Origin of the sequence: Asaia siamensis (assembly GCF_014635085.1) — a bacterium.
GTDB lineage: Bacteria > Pseudomonadota > Alphaproteobacteria > Acetobacterales > Acetobacteraceae > Asaia > Asaia siamensis.
Map to the genome: position 1 here is coordinate 1 of NZ_BMCH01000011.1, position 18,423 is coordinate 18,423.

General features: G+C 59.3%; 13 protein-coding genes, 1 tRNA gene and 1 pseudogene. 6 read left to right on the forward strand and 9 right to left on the reverse strand.

What is annotated here, in order from left to right:
* From IEV53_RS14550 to IEV53_RS14570, 5 genes are all read right to left on the reverse strand, one after another.
* A partial coding sequence (locus IEV53_RS14550) for an Hsp70 family protein (RefSeq protein ID WP_188427562.1) occupies positions 1-411 on the reverse strand: 411 nt, incomplete at its 3' end.
* Positions 412-1,082: 671 nt separating this feature from the next.
* Positions 1,083-4,262: a type I restriction endonuclease subunit R gene (locus IEV53_RS14555; RefSeq protein WP_188427563.1), complete on the reverse strand. Its 3,180-nt coding sequence runs from the start codon at positions 4,260-4,262 to the stop codon at positions 1,083-1,085.
* Between the two features lie 4 nt (positions 4,263-4,266).
* On the reverse strand, positions 4,267-4,674 hold the full coding sequence (locus tag IEV53_RS14560; RefSeq protein WP_188427564.1) for a hypothetical protein: 408 nt from the start codon (positions 4,672-4,674) through the stop codon (positions 4,267-4,269).
* A complete protein-coding gene (locus IEV53_RS14565) occupies positions 4,671-5,954 on the reverse strand; it encodes a restriction endonuclease subunit S (RefSeq protein WP_188427565.1) in 1,284 nt (427 codons plus the stop codon). The genes IEV53_RS14560 and IEV53_RS14565 overlap by 4 nt, the downstream gene beginning before the upstream one ends.
* Positions 5,954-7,546, reverse strand: coding sequence for a class I SAM-dependent DNA methyltransferase (locus IEV53_RS14570; protein WP_188427566.1), 1,593 nt, complete (start codon positions 7,544-7,546; stop codon positions 5,954-5,956). The genes IEV53_RS14565 and IEV53_RS14570 overlap by 1 nt, the downstream gene beginning before the upstream one ends.
* A 144-nt stretch (positions 7,547-7,690) precedes the next feature.
* On the opposite strand from IEV53_RS14570, the gene IEV53_RS14575 reads away from it, so the two are divergent.
* The 3 genes and pseudogenes from IEV53_RS14575 (at position 7,691) to IEV53_RS14850 (ending at position 9,110) form a co-directional block, all read left to right on the forward strand.
* The gene (locus IEV53_RS14575) at positions 7,691-8,065 is read left to right on the forward strand and encodes a hypothetical protein (protein ID WP_188427567.1); all 375 of its coding nucleotides are present in this window, start codon (positions 7,691-7,693) and stop codon (positions 8,063-8,065) included.
* Positions 8,066-8,248: 183 nt separating this feature from the next.
* Positions 8,249-8,602: pseudogene (locus tag IEV53_RS14985) on the forward strand (MobA/MobL family protein); the annotation flags it as partial.
* Between the two features lie 208 nt (positions 8,603-8,810).
* Positions 8,811-9,110 carry a hypothetical protein gene (locus IEV53_RS14850; RefSeq protein WP_229719929.1) on the forward strand — a complete coding sequence of 100 codons (300 nt, stop codon included), beginning with the start codon at positions 8,811-8,813 and terminating at the stop codon, positions 9,108-9,110.
* 522 nt (positions 9,111-9,632) lie between these two features.
* Here the strand turns inward: IEV53_RS14850 and IEV53_RS14585 are convergent.
* Positions 9,633-12,188 carry an nSTAND3 domain-containing NTPase gene (locus tag IEV53_RS14585; RefSeq protein WP_188427569.1) on the reverse strand — a complete coding sequence of 852 codons (2,556 nt, stop codon included), beginning with the start codon at positions 12,186-12,188 and terminating at the stop codon, positions 9,633-9,635.
* A gap of 127 nt (positions 12,189-12,315) precedes the next feature.
* On the opposite strand from IEV53_RS14585, the gene IEV53_RS14590 reads away from it, so the two are divergent.
* Positions 12,316-13,599 carry a DUF3987 domain-containing protein gene (locus IEV53_RS14590; protein ID WP_188427570.1) on the forward strand — a complete coding sequence of 428 codons (1,284 nt, stop codon included), beginning with the start codon at positions 12,316-12,318 and terminating at the stop codon, positions 13,597-13,599.
* A 31-nt stretch (positions 13,600-13,630) separates the two neighbouring features.
* On the opposite strand, the gene IEV53_RS14595 is transcribed toward IEV53_RS14590, so the two are convergent.
* Both IEV53_RS14595 and IEV53_RS14600 read right to left on the reverse strand, forming a co-directional pair.
* The gene (locus IEV53_RS14595) at positions 13,631-14,932 is read right to left on the reverse strand and encodes a hypothetical protein (protein ID WP_188427571.1); all 1,302 of its coding nucleotides are present in this window, start codon (positions 14,930-14,932) and stop codon (positions 13,631-13,633) included.
* 16 nt (positions 14,933-14,948) lie between these two features.
* Complete coding sequence (locus IEV53_RS14600; RefSeq protein ID WP_188427572.1) at positions 14,949-15,143, reverse strand: hypothetical protein; 195 nt, start codon at positions 15,141-15,143, stop codon at positions 14,949-14,951.
* 148 nt (positions 15,144-15,291) lie between these two features.
* On the opposite strand from IEV53_RS14600, the gene IEV53_RS14605 reads away from it, so the two are divergent.
* Both IEV53_RS14605 and IEV53_RS14990 read left to right on the forward strand, forming a co-directional pair.
* On the forward strand, positions 15,292-16,536 hold the full coding sequence (locus IEV53_RS14605; protein ID WP_188427573.1) for an AAA family ATPase: 1,245 nt from the start codon (positions 15,292-15,294) through the stop codon (positions 16,534-16,536).
* A gap of 94 nt (positions 16,537-16,630) precedes the next feature.
* Positions 16,631-18,343, forward strand: a complete 1,713-nt coding sequence (locus IEV53_RS14990; protein WP_264784227.1) for a recombinase family protein — start codon at positions 16,631-16,633, stop codon at positions 18,341-18,343.
* Here the strand turns inward: IEV53_RS14990 and IEV53_RS14620 are convergent.
* Positions 18,300-18,376 (reverse strand) — tRNA-Met (locus tag IEV53_RS14620). The genes IEV53_RS14990 and IEV53_RS14620 overlap by 44 nt on opposite strands.
* Between the last annotated feature and the right edge of the window lie 47 nt (positions 18,377-18,423).

Here is an 18,423-nt window from a genome sequence, read left to right on the forward strand (position 1 = left end):
GATAGCGTTTCGTCCTACCGGTGATGTCGGCCATTCGGCCTCGTTGTTCTGGCGTCCACATCCTGAGTGTGAATCACACGCCAGACGCCCTGAAAACCCCTCACGCTGAATTTCCAAAAGGGCTCTCAGGACCAGTGCAGACAGTTCTTCCGGGCGAAAAGAATGATCGCCCAGAGTCAGTGTTGCATTGGTTCCCATCAACCGTTTAAATCCTGCAGCCGTACGGCGCGGATGGGTGATAAGCCGATCAAGCGCGGCCTGACCAACGAGGATCTCATCCTGATCGCTGAGCGTCACAGCAGACGGGGTTAATGTCTCCCCGAGAGCGTTGGGGATGAGAGTAGGAACGCCATCCTTCAGATAGGCGATGACCGAATTGCTCGTTCCAAGGTCAATACCAACACAAACCACAAGCTCAGCTCTTTCTTCTTACTTGGCGACGACCGCCCAATGGCAAGTCTCAGCACGACCATGCCGCAATAGACAACGAGTAGAAAGATGCTCGTTCCTAATTATTTCTCGATTATTCTTTGGATGATGCGAGGGGCGAGTGTTCGTCCGCCACCTCCGACGGCAGAGTCCATCCGCCCAGCGTGGTGTGAGCCTGCCTTCAGCGCTTGAATGTCGATCGCCCTGCCCTTTTCCGAGACGATTAGAGTTCTCAAGAAGGAATTCGCAGTGCAGATTGGTCGAGAGGCATCAATCAGCGGTTTTTGCAGTGTCTCAACTACGCACGCTGAATACAGAAAAAGCATTCTCATTTGCGACACTGCTAGAAGAGAGCGCGCGGCTTCGGACAAGCTTACAATATATATATGGGCTTACGGATCATCTGGAAGTAGAGAACCGGCGGAGGCCGGATGGGTATGGGCAACGATACCGTCATATCCAGAGTATGATACACAGCGCCTGCTGTGTGGGGGCGCGTCTGCTTCATGATTTTGTATGGGGATTTTTGTGCAAAAAAAGCCCGCCTGGATTGAGCGGGCTGATGTGTTGGTTGCGGGGGCAGGATACCAACTTTGGCGAACAGCGCGTATGTCGCTATATGCGCCCCGTCCACACCTCGCCCTCGTCGCAGCTTAAGCCTTCGTCGCCCAAGACGGCGCGAACTCTTCCGCCTGCTTCAAGATATAGCGGATGGCCTCCTCCGAGAAATCCGGCGGATAGCCGTGCTTCCGGAGCAGCCGCTTGACCTCCGTTCGCATCTTGGCGCGCGCCTGCGCCATGACCGTCCAATCCACGGTCGCATTGTTCCGTATCGTCACCACCAGCGCCGCCGCCAAGGTGCGGAGATCGGGGTCCTTCATCGCCTCCTTCGCGCTCTCGTTGCGCGAGAGCGCATCGTAGAACGCGACCTCCTCCGAGGTCAGGCCCAGATCATCCCCTCGTTCCCGCGCCGCAGCCATGTCCCGCGCCATTTGGATCAATTGCTCAAGGATCTCGACTGACGTCAGCGCATTGGCATGATAGCGCGCCACCGCCTTTTCCAGCCGTTCCGAAAACAGCTCAGCCTCCGTCATGTTGGACTTGCCTCGGCTTCGGATCTGCCCTTCGAGCAGCTTCTTCAATGCCTCGATCGCCAGATTACGCTGCGGCATTTCCCGCACTTCCTGCAGGAATGCATCCGAGAGGATCGAGATATCCGGCCGCCCGATGCCTGCTGCCTCCATGATGTCGATGATATCCGTCGACACCACGGCACGGCTAATCAACTGCTTGATCGCCAGCTCCCGATCCTGCGCGCTCCGGCCGCCCTGCCCGTCCGCCACGCTCTTGAGTAACGCGGCCCGGACGGCCTCGAAAAACCCGACTTCATCACGTAATGCAATCGCCTGATCGCTCGCCGCTGCCAGCGCGTACGCGATCGACAGCGCCTTTACTGCATCCGGGAACCGGCGCTGCGCCGCCTTCCGATCTCCATCCGAACGAGCATGCGCCATCGCCTGCTGCTGCTGTCCCAATACGTGGTCCAGCGCACCCGCCATGCATTTCAGCTTGTCTTTCGGAGCCGCGTCCGCCACGAGCGCCGGGCGATAATCAAAGCCTCCCGCCTGCCCCGGATTGAACATGGCCCGCACGATCTCGCAGCGCTCCTGCATAACGCGGATCGCTTCGTCCTCATCAATGCCGACCTGATCGCGATCGCCTGCCGAATACTGGCCCAGCGCCGCTTTCAGGTTCTGCGCCAAGCCGATGTAATCGACCACGAGACCACCCGGCTTGCCTTTGAACACACGGTTCACGCGCGCGATCGCCTGCATCAACCCGTGCCCGCGCATCGGCTTGTCCACATACATCGTATGCATCGACGGCACGTCGAAACCCGTCAGCCACATATCGCGCACGATCACCAGCTTTAGCGGATCGGCATTGTCCTTCATCCGCTTGGCCAACAATTCACGGCGAACCTTCGGCTTCTTGCCAATATGCGACTGCCAGCTTTCTGGATCCGATGAACTCCCCGTCATCGCCACCTTGATGACGCCCTCATTCTCCTCGTCGCTCCCCCACTCAGGACGCAAACGGACGATCTCGTCATACAAGGCCACGCAAATGCCCCGGCTCATGCCGACAATCATGCCTTTGCCGTCAAGTGCCGTCAGCCGCGCCTCGAAATGGGACACGATATCCGCCGCCACGCTCGCAAGACGCGGGGCCGAACCCACCAACGCCTCAACGCGCGAGTATTTCTGGCTGAGCTTCTGCTCCTCGTTCTCCGACAAGCCTTCGACGATATCGGACAGCTCATCGTCCAACTCACCCTTCAACTCATCATCGAGCTGGATACGGGCCAGGCGGCTTTCGTAATAAATCGGAACCGTCGCGCCGTCCTCGACAGCCTGCGCGATGTCATAGATATCGATGTAATCGCCGAAAATCGCCCGCGTGCTGGAATCGACCGTCTCGATCGGCGTGCCCGTAAAGCCTATGAACGACCCATTCGGCAGCGCATCGCGTAGATACTTCGCGAACCCATACGACACGCTACCCGTGCGACTGTTGAATTTTGCATCTAGCCCATATTGGCTTCGATGCGCCTCATCGGCCATCACCACGACATTGCGCCGATCCGTCAGGACGGGCAGCGCCGTCTCGCCCGCGTCCGGCTGGAATTTCTGCAGCGTCGTGAAGATCACGCCGCCCGAACTGCGGCGCAGCAACGCCTGCAGATGTACCCGATCCGCCGCCTGCTCAGGCGTCTGCCGCAGCAACGATTGCGCACCCGCGAAGGTCGCGAACAGCTGATCATCCAGATCGTTGCGGTCAGTCAGGACCACGATCGTCGGGTTGCCCATCTCGGGATGGCGCGCGATCACGCCCGCATAGAACGTCATCAACAGGCTTTTGCCCGAACCTTGCGTGTGCCAGATCACACCCGCCTTCTTATCCCCGATCTGCCCCGTGGCCCGCACCGTCTGCGTGACCGCACGACGCACGGCGTGGAACTGATGATATCCGGCCAAAACCTTAACGGGCTTGCTGTTCTTCTCCGTGAACAGCACGAAATCGCGGATCAGAGCGAGAAACCAGCGCGGCGAGAACACACCCCGCAGAACCGTCTCCATCTCCTCATGGTTCTTGGCGACGATCTGCTCACCATCCACCGTCCGCCACGGCATGAACCGCTCATAATCCGCCGTGAGCGAGCCGACGCGCGCCTGTGTCCCATCCGCAATCACCAGCGCCTCGTTGAAACGGAACAGCGACGGGATGTATTGCCGGTAGGTCTGGAACTGGTTCCACGCGGATTCCAGTGTCGCCTGCGCCGAACTCGGGCTTTTCAGCTCAACTACACCCAGCGGCATGCCGTTGACGAACAGCACGATATCCGGCCTGCGATTGACATCGGGCTTCTCCACGACGAACTGACGCACAGCCAGAAAGTCGTTCGCCCACGGATCCTGAAAATCCAGCAATCGCGCCCGATCGCCCGACTGCGTCCCATCCTCCCGCACGACATCGACCGGCACACCATCGATCAGATACCCATGCAGGCGGCGGTTCTCCTCCACATGATCGGGCGTTTCCTCCCGCAGCACCGCCCGCAACGCCTCGTCCCGCGCCTCTTGGGACAAATGCGGATTGAGCCGCGCAATCGTGTCTTGCAACCGTCCCACCAGCACCACATCCGACAACGACGTGCGCTCAGGATGCGCCCCACCCGGCGAGATATCCGGGCCATTGGCTAGCGCATACCCGCTCTCACGCAGGATATCGCAGGCCCAGTCTTCGATCTCGCTTTCGGACAGGTAAGCCATGGGATCAGGCCACTTTCAGGCAGGCAATGATACGGCGCAGAGCCAGCAGGTTGTCGATCTTGAAGCAGAGCAAATCTGCCTGTCCCAGTTGCGGCATTTTTTCGAGACCACTATGCCGCCCGTATTGCGGCTTTCCCGTCGCGGAAGAGACCGTCACATAGAGCTTGTTGGACGGTGCCTCTTTCGGCGTCAGTTCGCGGATTGTATCCGCATCAACTGCGGACGCTACGCACCACAAATTCGGCGGCGATTTGGCGTCCTTCTGAAACATGATCTCCATGTCCCGATCTGACGCACCGCGCACGACATAGCGTGCCGCATACGCATCCTGACTGCCCATGGGATGCGGATCCGCCACACGATCGAGTTCGGCGAGGATGTCTCTTTTAAGCTGCTCTCGGGAGGCGGTCATGCCACCTCCTCCACCATCTTCTCCGCGTCCTTGATCCGGATTTCGCCGGACATTAGTTTGGGGAGGAGGAGGTCGCGCATCTGGGCAAGTGCTTTGCTTTCAGCTTCGTTCTGGATGATTTTATCGATCAGCGGTTGTACGATTGCCGAATATTTTTGAAGCAACTCGACAGCGGGCTTTATCAACGGCAGCGGGCGAAAGTTCTTCTTGCTGATCTCTTGGAATGTGGAGCCATTCGCGTGCTGCACAATCAGATCCATACTTTCTTTCATCCAGAACAAAACAAAAGGCGGCGAAATAATTTTATTGCAGATTACCCCAATGAATCCCTGATTGATCGCCATTGGTATTGTAGTAATCGCTGTGTATCCAACCGGCGCCCTGGATGATAAAAGAACGCTACCAGCCGGAAGTAAACCCGATGAAATGCACGACAGACCGTTATCAGTAATAGTTCGTACCGTCTTCGAAATAACCGGAGAACTCAACCCGGATAAGTCCTTAGGGGTCGCCCAAGCATGAAATCCGTCCCAGAACGACGGTTCTGCGGTGCTCGGCGTCGAACCTCCAACTATCGTGGCTTCGTTACCAATCTGGGAGATAACCCACCCCTCAGGCTTCCCCTTATCATCCAGACGATCGGGGAACAGGTCCCAGATATCCTGTGCGAGATAAGGCTTCTGCCCCGCCATCTTCGCGCGCGTCGGGCCGAAATCGACAAACCAGTCCTTGAACAACGCCCGCGCCATCGCCTCAAGCGTCTCGTTCATCTGACGGTTGAGGTCGATCTTGTCGTCTAGGCAGCTGAACAAACTAGCAAGGCGATCTTGTTCAAAACGGTCGATGTCTAATATGGGGACGCTTTTCAATCGATCACTCGGGAGACGCCCTGTTCCGTGACCGGCTGCTTCCACACAACTCAAGAGGTAGTCTTTTTGTGCCTGCAAGCAGTAATACAAAAATTTCTGATTCACAGATTTACTGGCATTAATTGCCTTGATGTCCTGATTGAATGCCAGCGCCTCCTTTGAGTGAAGAATACGTATTTCCGTATGAAGAGACATCCCTCTCACGGCAATAAAAATGGACCCCGCAGGTGCTAAGCGGGTTCCCTTTCCTAATGCCAACTCGCTGACTCGGTCAGCGGTTTGACCATCCCAAAAAGGCATGTCTTTCGGGGTCAGCCACTTGATAGAACCGTTCCAATAGGATGGTTCAGTTTTGGCAGGCGTTCCACCTGAGGCAAACGTCGCAATGCTTGAGAGCGGGACGTGTCTCATCACACATCAACTGCGATGAGCTGTTGCGCGATTTCGCGGGAAAGCGCCTCTTGTCGCAACATCTGATCTAGTATCTGGCACTTGAGAGCGGAAAATCGCTGCTCAAAAGGCACCTCATCCTCTTCCAGATCCTCCGCCCCAACATACCGCCCCGGCGTCAAAACAAATCCGTGGCTCTCAACCTCCTCCAGCGTCGCCGAACGGCAGAAGCCTGCAACATCTTCATAAGCCTCTGCGCCCTTCTCGCCACGCCACGCGTGATAGGTATCCGCAATCTTCGCCACGTCTGCGTCGGTCAGCTCACGCCGTGTCCGATCCACCATCGTACCGAGTTTGCGTGCGTCGATGAACAGCATTTCGCCGCGCCGGTCGCGCCAGCCTTTCGGATGCTTCGTCCGGCTCAGGAACCACAGACAGGCCGGGATCTGGGTTGAATAGAAAAGCTGCCCCGGCAGCGCCACCATGCAGTCGACAACATCGGCCTCCACCATACGGCGGCGGATGTCGCCTTCGCTGTTCTGGTTGGACGACATGGAACCATTGGCCAGCACCACGCCCGCTGTCCCACTCGGGGCCAGATGCCACAGGATATGCTGCAACCAGGCATAGTTCGCATTGCCCGCAGGCGGCTTGCCGTATTGCCAGCGCGGGTCATCCTCTAATGAGGCGTTCCACCAGTCGGAAATGTTGAAGGGCGGGTTGGCGAGGATATGATCGAAGCGAAAATCGCGCAGTTCGTCGCGCAGGAAGCTGCCTTCGTTGTTCCAGCGGATGTCCGCCCCGATCCCACGCACGGCGAGGTTCATCTTCGCCAGACGCCAGGTGGTGTGGTTGCTCTCCTGACCGTAGATCGCGATATCGCCCAGCTTGCCGCCATGCTCCTCCACGAAGCGTTCGGACTGCACGAACATGCCACCGGAGCCACAGCACGGGTCATAGACGCGGCCCTTGTAGGGTTCGAGCATGGCGACGAGCGTGCGCACGACACTGAAGGGCGTGTAGAACTCCCCGCCCCGCTTGCCTTCCGATCCTGCGAAGCCGCCAAGGAAGTATTCGTAGACCCTCCCCAACACGTCCCGCGCCTGATCCTCGCTGCCGCCCATGCCGATATCGGAGATCAGGTCGATCAGCTCGCCCAGCATGACGCTGTCGAGCGACGGGCGGCCGTATTCCTTGGGCAGCACGCCCTTGAGCTGTTCGGGGTTCGCCTTCTCGATCTCGAGCATGGCGGCGTCGATCAGCTTGCCGATCTCGGCGGAGCGGGCGTTCGCCTGAAGGTGGGACCAGCGCGCCTCGGGCGGCACCCAGAAGATGTTCTTGGCGAGGTATTCATCCGCGTCTTCCGCCGCCTGCGGGTCATCCGCCAGCAATGCCGCGTGATGGGCTTCGAAGGCGGTGGAGATGTAGCGCAAGAAGATCAGGCCGAGGGCGACGTGCTTGTAGTCCGATGGTTCAAGGTTTTTGCGGAGCTTGTCGGCCGCGAGGAACATCTGCGCTTCGAAGCCCAAATTTGCGGTCGCAGCCTTGCCCTTGGCGGCGGGCTTGGCAGCGTTGGCGGCTTCAGGGTCTTTGCGTGGGCGTCCGCGCGGCATGGCTTCAGGCTTTCGTCGTTCAACAACGCCGCGTGACGCGGCTTTACCTCTTTCTCGCAATATTTCGATGCACTGACAATTCCACTTCGGTCGTGGCAATCGGGGCATAGGTGACGAGGATCCAACCGGGAAGGATCCGCCGCCATGCTTGTCGATGCCCATCGTTTCATCGCGCTGAACCGCCGTCTGGGTGACGCAAGCACTCTGACGCCGGGAGACATCGTCGATCTCGCCGCGTTCTACCGCGCAGGGTTTCCGAACGGCAAAGCGCAGAACGCGGCGCTGCGCAAGGTGCTGCAGCAATTGGATCTGCCAGTGCAGGACTTCGCCCGCGATCTGCACCGCGTGAAGGCGATGTACGATCTGCTCAACGGCCCGGCGGGCGGCAAGCGACAACCAACCGACACTCCATCCTCCCCAGTGGGTGAGTCCGCTGAAACGGGCAAGGCCGAAAGGGAGGGCGCACTTCAGCGAAAATCTACGATTTTCGCGTGCGACTCAAACGGGCGGGAGCCGTGAACCGTGGCGCTGTATTCATTGCAGCACAACGGGATCGCAGCCTTGGGCGGGATCGGCAAAACGGCGGCACGGCTGGGCTATATCTGCTGCAACCGCAAGGACGTCGTCCTACTGGGCGAACGCCACGGGTTGCCTCGGTATGACCGTCCCAACCTAAGGACATTGGCCGAGCGGCACGAGGCCATGGCGGGCCGCAACGGACGCATTGCCGAGTGCTTCATCATCGCCCTGCCACGAGAGGGCGGCCCAGACCAGCACCGGGCCCTGGTGCGCGACTTCGCGGAAAAGGTCACGCATGGGACAGCACCATGGGTCGCAGCCATCCATTACGATCGGCCCGGTAATCCGCATGTGCACCTCATCGCCCTGGAGCAGAACAAGCCTCGCACCGGCGGCAAGGGACGCCCGAGCAAGGTCATCGGCCTCTCCCGAAAGGGCGCACTCGAAGTCGTGCGGGAGGAATGGACCGAGACCCACAACCGGATCATGGCGGGAACGGGACCGCCGATCGACCATCGTTCGTTTGAAGATCAGGGCAAGGCGCACTTGCTCCCTACACTACACGAAGGCCCCGCCGCACGGGCTATGCGGGCACGAGGCGCACATCCCGCAAGCAGCCCGAAGCCGACGCGGGGCGGCAGAATTGTCGAGTGGTCCAAAATTGACGAGGGCCGCACGCGGGCTGAGACCAACGTCGCCGTGCGGCGTGTCAACGCGTTGGCAACACAGCTACAGGAGCAGGGTTATGAGCCACGATCCGACCGAGTTTTTCCTTCGCCTGCAGGAGAGCGTGGAGCAGTCCCGCCAGAACACCGAGCGGGCGGCCTTGCGGCTGCGGGAGCGCCTGAACGCGATGGAGAGAATGACCGATCAGTGCTCGCGCCTGTTGGGACAGATGGAATACGCGCTGGAGACGACGTTGTCCCGACTGTCCCACGAACCACCCACCCCCGAAAAGTTGACGCGTCGCCCCTGGCAGAAAATAGCATGGATCACCGTGCCGCTACTGGCAGCAGCTTTGGTTCTCGGCTGGAAGATAGCGTGACAAGGCGGTACTCCGCCAAGGCGCTTGAGGATCGCGAACACCATTTTTCCCGCCTGCTGCGCGACCGCTGGGACAGCGTGCGGACAAGCGTGCAGCGGATGATCGATAATGTGGACTGGTCTCTGCTCTCCTCAAGTCAAGCTCGTCGGCTACTGCACCAGCCGCCTCCACAGCAATGGCCCGAAATCGTTCCACGCTCCACCGCGAAGCCGCCGAAAGGCAGGCACTGGAGATAATCATCGAGAGCTAACGAGCGATCAGCGCGCCCTGTCCTGTCTCCCCCGTTCGACTGATTAAGGGAAGATCGAAATGACGTTTATTGGCAAGCGGCAACATAAATCAGCCATTTCTTGCGCCATGTTCATGACGCCTATCGACCAAACTTTGTCATAGACAATACCCCGGATGAACGCTGATTCTTTCGAAGACAGATGTCCGGTCGGAGACTGCGAAGGACAAATAGGTCCTCGGTTGACGCCATTGCATTGAGCCCTGTGGTTGGGGATTTTGGGACTATATCCTCTAGCCCGATCCACCCAGCGATCCGAACATCGCACGGATGCTTTCTTCGTCATCGTGGCTCTCCCGAGCACTCTCTTCATAGCTATCCATCTCCTGGTCGGCGCGCTGTTCTTCATACTCTCGATATTCGTCAAGGGCCTCGTTGACCCGTGAGACATGCGCACTAACATCGACGCAGAGCGCGCCATGAAAATATTCGAGATCCGACAGCAACTCCTCGTAGTCGCCCTCGGAGGTGCATTCGCTAAGCTCTTCCAACAAGCTCTTCCGCACGAAGGTGGCGTAAGCGCTCAGGAGGTGGGATCTCAGCGGATGATTTTCAGAGCTAAGCATAGGATGCTCGGCGCTGCTCGCCTCGTAGAAGAGCAGCAGGCTGCGCAACTCGCTCGAGCGGCAATGCTGGCTGGCGCTCGCCATTAACTCGTCGGCGCTCTTGTCGAAAAACGACTTGAAGCGCGCTAATGCCGACCACTCCGATCCCTGGAACTCGCGTATCGCCGCAATCATGTCGTCGATCGGGCAAAGTTCCTGCTTACGATCGACCGAAAGCCGCTCGATCAGACGCTCGATCGGTACCAGTGCGTCCGGAGCTCTGATCTCGTCGGCAATCTCGATCAGCTTAGCGAGGCGCTGCTCGTAGGTGGGCGCGAGATAGGCGGTGCTTCCGTCGCGCTGCCGCACGGTACGTGGTGCTGTGGCAAGCTCGACGATCTTAGGCGCGAGCGTCGAGATTTGGCGCGACAGCATGTCATGGGACGCCCCGCCCTGATCGGACCGAGTAAAGCCCCAGACCTGCGAGAGTTGTGTGAAGCGACAGGCACCCGAGATGAGATCGACCGCATTTTCAGGCGCCTCGCGCACCACGCTGTTGAGCCAGTCCTGCACGGAGGGATTGATGAACTCGATCACAACGCCCAGCGTCGGCCTGACGAAAGCCCCGTTCAACTCGTTACGCGCATTGGTATAATCATCGGGCCGGCGCTGCAGGCCATATTTATGCGCGCGGTGCGTGTGCAGAGTGTCGAATCCTTCGCGCAGCAGTGCCTCCCCTGCCCGCCCCCCGAAGCTCGAGAGCGTGAGCAACAGGCTGCGCCCGGCGTCGCTGATCTGCTGCTCATAGGCATGGCGCCAGATCTCCGCGGGATTGGCAAGCAGAGTGGTTATGAATTCCTGATAGTCGTCGACCGCGACGCCGTTCAGCCGACGCAGCGTCGAAAGCCACTCGATCAGGCGCGGATTAAACTTATTATGCTTGACGATCTTGAAGTAGAACTCGTCCTTGAGAAGCTCGTCACGATAGTCCGATGGCAGATCGCCGAAGAATAGGTGATTGTAGAGGATCTCGGCTCGCTGGTGGAGGCTGTAGTCGCCCATGTGAATGACGAGCTTGTGGTCGATGATGCCAGAATCTCGCAGCTGCTCGGACGCGCTCCAAGCCTGCTGGAACATATGATCGCGCGTCGTGAGCACGAGCCTCTTGTCCTTAGCCGTGCCGATCATCTCGATAAACTCGACGATCGCACGATAATCGCGTTGCTGCCCCGCTGATCCCTTGTCGCCGAGGAAAGTCACACCCATGAAATCGTCGAAATAGAAAATCTGCGGTCGACCTTTCCGGAAGAGCTTCTTCCCCTCAGCAAAATTCTCGCGGATCACTACAGGCTCGAACCCCCGGGCCAGATGCTCGTAGAGGATCAGGTCGGCAAGCGTGGTCTTACCGACGCCGGGCAGGCCCGATAGGATCACGACGCCGCGCGTGTTGAGCGCCTCCATTGCTTGGGGATAGGCGCTACCCTGGACATAGCGCCTCATCTCGCGGTGGATCTTCTCCACCTGAAATCCACTCTGCAACAGGATTTCGTTGTTTAGCACAGTCTCGAGGACATTAATGCTCGTCAGCCAAAGCTTGTAATGCGCGCGCTCGACCTCGGGATGGCGCCCGAGCAGTCCGTTGAGCTCGCTGCGGCCGAAGATATCACTCGTCGTCAGGAACTGCCGCCCAATCACGCCGACGATCTCGTCTTTGTTCGCCGGTGACAGACTGGCGGCGGTCATCAGGATATAGCGTTGAGGCGCGAGGCGCTGAACCTTCGCCGCCTCATGCCGGAGATCGCGCAGCAGCCCGGAATAGCCCGTCTCCACGAACCTTTTGCATTGGACGATGGTGGTGACGCTCGCAGTGGCATGGCGGAAGTCGATGCCGCCGTCCTTGCCCGACTTGAATGATTCCAGACGCAGCCCCTCTTCTTCCTGCAGAAGGTCACGGCACATCAGCTCGAAATCATGCGGGCTCAGCTGGCTGAAATCATATTCGGTCATAAGAGCCATATTGGCCTGATCGGGCGCCTTTCGGCAAAGCCGAAACCGCGTACGGCAGCCAAATCTCGGTCCGAAACGATAGTCGTACATTCCCCCCACCGCTGCCACGTTTTTGCAGACGCGAAGCTGACGCCGCTTTACGGCCAAAACCGGCGGTAATCCGCCGTGGCGCGCGAACTGCAGACGCTGACGCAGGTCCCTCGTCCGGGTGACGATCGAGGGCGAAACCGCCGCCATGAAACTAAAAGCGACGTGCTGGCACTTTTCTGCCCGCGTCAGCTTCCCTACCCCCCGGCATGGACCCAGGTGTCCAGCAAGGCGGGTTAACCCCCGCACTGCCACCCCAAACACCAGGAGCCACTCCATGCCTCGCAAACAAGGCCGCAAGGCCAAAGCCAAACAACTACCCAAACCCCAGCAGATCTCGATCTTCGATACGATCGGATACAGCACGCTATCGGACACCCATAAGGACACCCTACGCGGCTTCCTTGCTCTCAAACCTGGAGGGACCCAGTGGCGCGGCCGAGACATTATTCCACCCGACACCTTCTTGGCCACAGTGGTCGACCGCTTCGAACAGGGGTGCGATGTACCGCTGGAAATCCCGGCCCTCACGGCCCTGCATGGGATCGGCGCTTGGCTTCTCGACCAGAACGTAACGATCGATATCCTGGGCAGCGTGTCCAGGCCCGATTTGTGGACCACCATCCTCGCCGACAGCGGGGCCAGCAAGACCTACGCCACCCGTGTCCTGCAACGTGTTATGGCGCTGCGGCGCTTCCCTGAGGTAACGACGGCGGCCCAATTCGTCGCCGATCTGCAAGAACATAACCGCGCCGCGTGGTTTCAGGACGAGTGGGGGCAATTGATCAAGCGGATCAACAGCCAGACTTATGCCGACGAGATCCGTGACTATCTTCTGCGGCTATACGACAACGCCACGATCACCCGCCGCACGCGCAGCCAGACGATTCAGGTCAAGGACGCGGCCTTGGTCATTCTAGGCACCACGGTCACCGACACCTTCCTGCAGAACGTGACGTTGGAAAGCATGCTCGACGGCTTCATGCAGCGATTCCAATATGTCATCGCGGAACGCAGGCCGGGCGAGCCGATGCCCCTCTACAGCATGGACGACGCGCCCAATATCGCCGCCCTGGCGGCAGCATGGGACAAGCTCCAGGAGACAACGATCCACTCACGCTATACGGCCTCACCCGAGGCAGTGGAGACCTATACCGGGCAGTTCCGACGCCTGTTCCGTGATCATCACGAGGTTCCTACCAGCTTCTTCCGAAGGATCCTGTGGCGCAGCTTCAAATACGCCCTCGTCTACCATGTGCTGCTGGGAAAGGAGACGGCGGAGATCGACGCCGCCGATATGGGCTGGGCCGTGCGGGTAGCGGAACTTCACCTTCAGGACGCCCGCCGCCTGCTGGACCGCTACAACATGTCCGACCTGGAAAAGATCGTCGTTAAGGCCGAATCACTCGCCAAACGGCTGGGACACCAGCCAACCTCGCGTGACTTGATCAACGGCGTCCGGGACATCAAAAACGCCCAGACAGCCCGGTTTGTGCTCGAATTGATGCGCCCCCAAGCTGGTCGTGGCGCGCAGGCCACGCCGCCTCCAATCGCCGCGTGACGGCCGGGGGAGCCCCTCCCCCGGCCTGCGGTCAGATCAGGCCGAGCGCATACTTGCGGTTGATGTTGCCGCGCTGCTCGGACGAAATGAACCCGTCCTCGTACAGAAGCCCCGTCAGCCGCCATAGAAACTGCCTCATCTTGAGGCCGCGCCCAAAGACCACCAGTTGGCTGCCTTTGATGGCCTTTACCGATGCGCTCCGCACTTTGAAAAACGACAACTGCCGTTCCAGCGTAATCTTGCAAGCATAGCGATCGTACAGCATCGCCGCCTGCGGCCCAGCATTATCGTCCGGCCCCAGCGTCAGGAATAGCTTGCGCCCATCCTTTTCGACCTCGCGGTGAGCACGCTCCATGAAGCATGCCCAAGTACGATTTTCGTAAGGCGGGTTGATCCAGAACAGTTCGCCGTCCCACGGCTGCGTCAACGACCCGAACGGCCCGTCCGAAGTGAACCGGTGCCGTGCCGGAACCGGCGTCAGCGCCGCCTCGAGATCACGGTATTGCTCGGGCACCGCGCCCCATTCAGTTTTGACGTGGGACACGCCTTGCAGCAGCTTTCGGTAATCCCCGACGCCGTTCATCGTGCAGATGTCGAGGTCATACTGGGATTTTCCAGCAGCTTTCAGACCCCACTGGAAGACAAAGGCAGGCGTGAAGCATTCGTCCCCAGCTCCTTTTTCCGATGGGGCGCGCCATCCCGCCAGAAGTAGCCGCCGCGCAATCCCTGCTCGCGTCAACGCCAGCGTTTTGATCTCCGGGAAGGCGATCTGATGCCCGGTCCACGGCAGGAAGATAGGAAGACGCGCGCCTCCCAACGACGGAGCATATGTTTCGGGGCTGAGGTAGATAGGACGCTGATCCATAGGAACAGGACACACTCCTCGCACGCGAACACGAATTCCCGCTCCATTGGTCTCCACGACGACGCCAGGCGGCCCACCTGCTGTCGTTCGTCGGATGGAAAACCCCCATACCGAAGTCGCGAAGTAGGGATCGGTCAGGAAGTAGGCCTCGACGATGACGCGGTCGCCAGGCCTGATCCTGATGAGCCGCGCATCGGCCTGGGAAAGAGACAGAATGGCGCGCGGTTCACCTCGGCGCTCTTTCACTACGGAAACGAAGGAGTCGCGATACTGCGGCAGGCGCTCCTCCTCATGCACCGCGAGAGGGCCGTTGTCATTGGCAGCCCGTGGGACAGAGATTGCGGCGGACATCGTCCGCGCTTTGCGTTTGAGATCGACGGCGTGACGCCGCCCCTCCTTGACGATCGCGGTCGCAAGCTCCCGGTAGCGATTTGCAACGTCAGACATATGCTTGAAACGAAGCTTCATGGTCGGTCCTCCTCGTTCAGCGCGCAGTGGTGGTGTTGACGCTGGCAGCGTCATTGTCGTTGGCCGCCACGTATTCACGGACGGCCTGGCGGGCCAGGAGGTCGATGAAGGGCCGCAGCGTCTCGGGAAGACCGTGGGATTGAGCCTTGCCGGCCCGGCTTGTATGATCGTGGTTGTCATTGGCATGGCGGGAATGGTGGAGCTGAGACATCGGAGGCTACCTTGTGGCCGAGGGTTATTCGATGTCGCCCCGCACCCCACCCTTCTTTGTGGGCGTTTCGAGGCGACGGCAGCGTCTCAAACGACCACAATCGGAAGGCTTACCGCAGGTAAGCCGTATGCGATTTGGGAATGGGACATTGGCTTCAGCAGAAAAAACAACAGCAGAACATCGTGAAATAAAGTGGCTAACTATCGATATCCACGAGTTTTCTGCGCCGCGTTGGCTAGTGAAGGACCTAATCCCAGAACAGGCGCTCGTTTGCCTGTTTGGTGCACCGAATACCGGCAAAACCTTTATCGCACTTGATATCGCACTATCAGTAGCGTTCGGTCGGCCTGCGCTGTCGCAGGACGGAAACAGCGAGGGCAATCCCACCTCTCGCCCGGTAGTTTTCGTGCTACGAGAGGCGCTACACAACATCCACCGTCGTATCGCCGCGTGGTGCGATCACAAGAAAATTCCTCGCAAGCAAGCACAAGAACATCTGGCCCACCATCTCCTGATACCGGACACATCTGACGAACTCGACATTCGGATCGATCGATCAACGTCACGACGAAAATTGATCGACGCCATTAAGCAGCGTTGTCCCAATCCAGCCTTGATCGTATTGGACCCTCTCGTTGACATGATGGACGGCGACGAGAACAGCGCCCGCGATATGAGCCGCTTCGTCAACGGGCTCAACGAGCTTCGAACTCAACTCGGCGCGTGCGTCCTGGTAATTCATCATCAGGGTAAATACTGGCGACCGATCGAACGCGGGAGCTCTGTCCTGCAAGCAGCCGTCGATACGCATATCCATTTGCTTGATGCGACCAAAACGACACGCAGACGAAAGAAAAATGCAAATACCGAGACCAAAGAGGACAACACACAAAAAATCGAACTCGAGATTTTTAAACAACGAGATGCAGCTCGATCGCCGAACATTCATATCGAGCTCCATACTGTGCCTGCCCCGGACGGGCTCAATGTGCCGCATTCCCTCGGAAAAGTGCCTGTCTGGATCGAGGCCGATGAGACCGCACAAGCCGATAACGCTACTTCCAGCAAAGAGCGCAAAGCGCCTAGAGAAGCACCCGATCGGAAGGCCTCCCCTCGAAAGCAACGCGAAGAATCCCGCCGTCAGAAAATCTCCGACTTCCTAAAAACGCGCTTTAAAAGTGGCAACAACGCGCCGATTCTGCGCCAAGACATCGAAGCACATTTCAAAGACACATCCCCCGAGATCAGTCGCACCACATTGCATCGAGATCTCGATGCTTTAGCTGCAGCGAGTGATTCGACGATCACGATCGCAACGACAAATGCCAAAGTCACCGTGACCCACAAGAAAATTGAAGCGAAGACCAAAGACCTGAATGAGATACCTTTTTGACGGCCAGCCAACATCGCTATCTAATCTTGCTGGACATCCCGCCGATGATCGCGCTGAGTGCCTGTAGGAAGCGTTTGACACGAGGAGCAGTAGGATGACGGAGCGGGTTGCGATCTACGGCCGGTTTTCCGACGATCGACAGAACCCGCACAGTGCCAGCGATCAGATCGCCGTTTGTACGCGCACCGCCCACGAGCGCGGCTGGGACATTATCGAGACTTATACTGACGAGGCGATTTCCGGATCCGTGCGCAACCGCCCCGGCTATCAGAAGCTCCGTCATGCGATTGTCGACGGCACCATTACCGTCATCATGGCCGAAGCGCTCGACCGTCTCTCCCGCTCCCAGGAAGAAACCGCCAACCTGTTCAACCTATGCCGGTTCCACGACATCAAGATCTACACATTGTCGGAGAACTGGATCAGCGAATTGCATGTCGGGTTATCGTCGACGATGAATGCGCTCTACCTGCGCCATCTCGCCGACAAGACCAAACGTGGCCTGGAACAGCGCGTGGAACGCGGGCAATCGGCGGGCGGCCTGTCCTATGGCTACCGTGTCCCAACCCTGCCCACCGGCCTACCTGATACCGGTAAACTCGAAATCGTTCCCGAGCAGGCCGACGTCATCCGTCGGATCTACACCGACTATGCGCGCGGCGTATCCCCGCGTGCCATCGCAGCCGCCCTCAACGCCGAACACATCCCCGCACCCCAACATGGCAAACGACGCGGCGACGGCAACTGGCGCGCCAATGCGATCCAGGGCAACCGCCAGCGTGGCACCGGGATCCTCAACAACGAACTCTATGGCGGGATCCGGGTCTGGAACCGCTTGCGCTACGTCAGACCGCCAGGGGAGGCTCGCCGGGTCTCGCGGCCCAACCCTGAATCAGAGTGGAAGCGCGACGCCGTCCCTCACCTCCGTATCATCGATCAGGCCTTGTGGGACAGGGTTCGCGCCCGCCAAACCCAGATCGACGAAACACGCGCGGCCAAAGACACAGGCGACACGCAACATCTGAGCGGTAGCCACGCGACACGGCGTCCGGTCTACCTGCTCTCCGGCCTAATTCGCTGCGGGGCCTGCGGCGGCACCATGAACATCGCGGGCTCCAATCCCAAGCGCTACTACTGCGCCGATGCCCGCGAGAAAGGGAGATTCGTCTGTCAGGGCATTCCGGGGATCGCGCAGCATAAACTGGAGAGCACCGTGCTGGATGGCCTTCGGCACGAGTTGATGCAGCCTGCCGCCGTGGCCGATTTCATCACACGCTATCAGGCCTATCAGCGCGACCTCGATCGCAACCGGCAGGATGCGCTGGCCCGGCTCCGTCGCGAGTCGGGACAAGTGCAGCGCAAGATCGACAACGTCATGGAGGCCATCATGCGCGGCATCCTCACCGACAGCACCAAAGCGACGCTAGAGCAGTTGGAGTCCCGCAAAAAAGCTCTCACCGTCGAGTTGGCACAAACAACGACCCAGGCCCCCTCGTTGCCCGCCGATCTGGCGGCCGTTTATGCGGCCAAGGTCACGGCGCTGGTGACGTCGCTCAACGATCCCGCGACGCGACTGGAAGCCACCGAGGCAGTGCGTGGCCTGATCGACCGGATCATCGTGGTTTGGGATGCGGACCTTCGCGAGCATCGCGTGAAGATCGAGGGCAAGCTTGTCGCGCTGCTGCGTGCGGGCCAAACGACAAAACCCGCATCGGACCAAAATGGTCGTGCGGTTCGTACGGCGGCGGAAAGTTCGTTAGAGTTGGTTGCGGGGGCAGGATTTGAACCTGCGGCCTTCAGGTTATGAGCCTGACGAGCTACCGGGCTGCTCCACCCCGCGGGGGTGGTGTTTTTGTGGGGTGGATCAGGGGACCTGGCGGCGACCGA